Genomic DNA, 1,304 nt, shown 5'->3' on the forward strand with positions numbered 1-1,304 from the left:
CCGCGCCGGGCTGTATAACCACGCATGAAGCTCAACGATGCCGCGCGCGGCCTCATCGGCAAGGGCGCCGATGCGACCCTGGTCACGATCAATCCGGATGGCAGCCCCCAGGTGAGCGTGGTCTGGGTGGCGCTGCGGTCGACACCGGACGGTGACGAACTCGTCAGCGCCCACCTTTCGGAACACAAGAAGGTCCGCAACGTGCGCAGGGATCCCCGGGTGGCCGTGACGATCGTGTCGCTGGACGCTGCGGGGCAGGGGATGCGGCCCTACCTGTCCATCGCGGGCACCGCCCGGATCACCGAGGGCGGCGCCCCCGAACTGCTGACGGAGCTCAACCCGGTGCTGGGCGATCCGAACGCGAAGTTTCCGCCGGACAACGCGCCGCCCGGCTACCTCACCCACATCCGCATCGACAGGGTCGGTGGCATCGGGCCCTGGACGGCCTGACCCCGCACATTCTCCACTTCCGCTACCCGCGGTAGCGGAATACAGTGGGTGGATGAAACCCGGCGAGGACGGTACCCACCTGCGCACGTGTCCGTTGTGTGAAGCCATGTGCGGCTTGGCGATTGACGTCAAGGACGGCCACGTCACCGGCATTCGCGGCAACCGTGACGACGTGTGGAGCCGCGGGCATCTGTGCCCGAAGGGCACCTCGCTTGCGGCGCTGCACGACGATCCGGACCGCATCCGCGCGCCGATGATCAAGGTGGACGGCCAGTGGCGGGAAGTCAGCTGGGACGCGGCGTTTCGCCGTTGCACCGAGTTGCTGACCCCGGTGATCGAGAAGTACGGCATCGGCGCGGTGACCGCCTACACCGGCAACCCGCTGGCGCACTCGTTCTCGCTGGCCCGCTATGCCGGCGTGCTGATGGGGATGTCGGGCATGCCGGTCACCTATTCGCCGGGGACGGTCGACCAATGGCCGAAGAACCTGTCGTCGCATCTGATGTACGGGCTGTGGTGGAACTTCCCGGTGCCCGACATCGAACGCACCGACCTGCTGGTGATCATGGGCGCCAACCCGGCGGCATCGCAGGGTTCACTGTTGGCCGCACCCAACGTGATGGGCCTGATCGACGGGATTCGCAAGCGCGGCAAGGTGATTGTGATCGACCCCGTGCGCACCCTGACCGCCGCGCGCGCCGACGAGTGGCTGCCCATCGTGCCCGGAACCGACGCGGCGCTGTTGTTGGCCGTCGCGCACACGCTCTTCGACGAGGGGCTGATCAATCCCGGTCCCCATGTCGACGGTGTCGACACCATGCGGGCGGCCGCGGCGGAGTGGCCGCCGGAGCGGG

General features: G+C 68.1%; 2 protein-coding genes. Both read left to right on the top strand.

Annotated elements, in window-relative coordinates:
• Positions 1 to 24 precede the first annotated feature (24 nt).
• The gene (locus A5622_RS26905) at positions 25 to 450 is read left to right on the top strand and encodes a PPOX class F420-dependent oxidoreductase (RefSeq protein ID WP_066866456.1); all 426 of its coding nucleotides are present in this window, start codon (positions 25 to 27) and stop codon (positions 448 to 450) included.
• Positions 451 to 502: 52 nt separating this feature from the next.
• On the top strand, positions 503 to 1,304 hold an 802-nt coding region (locus tag A5622_RS26910), incomplete at its 3' end, for a molybdopterin-dependent oxidoreductase (RefSeq protein WP_156749245.1).

Source organism: Mycobacterium sp. 1245801.1, assembly GCF_001673055.1.
Taxonomy (GTDB): domain Bacteria; phylum Actinomycetota; class Actinomycetes; order Mycobacteriales; family Mycobacteriaceae; genus Mycobacterium; species Mycobacterium europaeum_A.